Source organism: Agriterribacter sp. (assembly GCF_035445465.1).
GTDB lineage: Bacteria > Bacteroidota > Bacteroidia > Chitinophagales > Chitinophagaceae > Agriterribacter.
Genome location: NZ_DAOMQT010000053.1, coordinates 1 through 1,649 on the forward strand (window position 1 = coordinate 1; position 1,649 = coordinate 1,649).

2 protein-coding genes are annotated in these 1,649 nt (G+C 41.1%); one reads left to right on the forward strand and one right to left on the reverse strand.

The window, feature by feature from the left end; translation table 11 throughout:
* On the forward strand, positions 1-564 hold a 564-nt coding region (locus tag PLE34_RS18035; protein WP_324559197.1), incomplete at its 5' end, for a hypothetical protein.
* Positions 565-861: 297 nt separating this feature from the next.
* On the opposite strand, the gene PLE34_RS18040 is transcribed toward PLE34_RS18035, so the two are convergent.
* Positions 862-1,617, reverse strand: a complete 756-nt coding sequence (locus PLE34_RS18040) for a zinc ribbon domain-containing protein (protein WP_324559198.1) — start codon at positions 1,615-1,617, stop codon at positions 862-864.
* Positions 1,618-1,649 lie beyond the last annotated feature (32 nt).

Below are 1,649 nucleotides of genomic sequence, written 5' to 3' on the forward strand. Positions count from 1 at the left end.
GTGATTTCCGGCGGCTTTGTTACCGAATATACAGCTATGAAAGAACGGAATAAGCCGGGCGGTCTTCAAAAAGCGGAAACACCTGCGGAATTGCGTGCCAATATGATAAAACAGGGTAAGGAATTTGTACAAAACGCAGAAGCGCTGATAAAAAAGGCAACGCCTGAAACCAAACCGATGTTTGAAGAATCGCTTAAGGCGGCCAAACAAAACTTAAAGGACGCAGAAGACCCGGAAAATAAACATATAAAAGCGTATACAAAGAATTACGAAATATTGCAAAAAGCAATTGAACAATCCAATGAAAAGATGCTTAAGGATTGGGAAGCCCGTTATCCTACCAACCATCTTTTATATGTAAAGATAAGACTGCAACAATTTTTGGATGAAACCAGCAACATTGATTTTGATGCAGTGCTTACTGAAAAAAACGGGAAGCAGCTATTTGTAAATCCTGACTATGAAAGAAAGAGCAACAGGTGGAAAATGGCTTTCCGGGCAGGAAAGGAAGTAATACAACCGGCAAGGATATTTGTGCAGCAATGGGCGGATGAGATAAAGTAGGAATTTGAAATGTGGAAATGTTGCCTGACCTGCATTTTCAGTATTGCCCCGTGCTCAATACAGCTATACCGTTGACGGTTAGACGATGCACCCAGGATAAGCGTTTATTTTTTTTCTGGTGTTGGCATAATACAAACGGTGAAAGGCAGTACAAAAAAGAAGGAGTATCTGTCTTGCCATTAGCAGTTCAGTTACTCACCTGATAGTTACATATAAACTATGAAAGCCCGGCCGGTTACCAGCTACAAAAAATGCACCGGCATCCCGGTGCATTTTTTCTGAAATAAGTTCACTGGTTTATTGTACTTCTGTGCCGTTATAGAGTTCCTCGTCTATTAAAATACGTCCGCAGTTTTCACATACAATAATTTTTTTGTGCTGGCGTATTTCGCTTTGCCGTTGAGGCGGAATAGCATTAAAGCAACCGCCACATGCGTCTCTGTGCACCGGCACAATAGCCAGCCCGTTACGGTAACTGTTACGGATCCTTTCATAGGATGCCAGCAAACGGGTCTCGACCTTTTCACGGGCTTCGGCAGATATTTTGTGGAACTCGTTCTCTTCTTTTTCAGTATCAGCTATTATTTTTTCAAGCTCTCCTTTTTTGTGCTTTAAAACACTTTCTTTTGCACCTACAGCTTTTTTAGCGCTTTCCAGCAAACGGGCTTTATCGCCAATTTCTTCGTTCGCGTCTTTAATATGCTTTTCGGCTAATTTGATCTCCAGGTTCTGGAGTTCCATTTCCTTGTTAATGGCCTCAAATTCGCGGTTGTTCTTTACATTCTCACTCTGCTTTTCATACTTTTTTACCAGCGCCTGAGCATCTTTGATAACATTTTTCTTTTGCTCAATAAACTCCTGGATACCGTTAATTTCTTCTTCCACACGCGTTTGCCGGGCGTGCAGTCCGTGTATTTCATCTTCAAGGTCGTGCACCTCCATAGGAAGCTCTCCCTTCAGTATTTTAATTTCATCTAATTTGGAATCTGCTTTTTGCAAAGAAACGAGTGAGGAAAGTTTTTCTTCTACAGAGAATTCTTTTACGTTGGCCATATGATCTATACGATTTATGAATTAAGCGTAAT

Excerpts from the sequence above, each read along its gene's own strand:
- PLE34_RS18040 (WP_324559198.1), bottom strand. The coding sequence starts at position 1,617 with ATGGCCAACGTAAAAGAATTCTCTGTAGAAGAAAAACTTTCCTCACTC.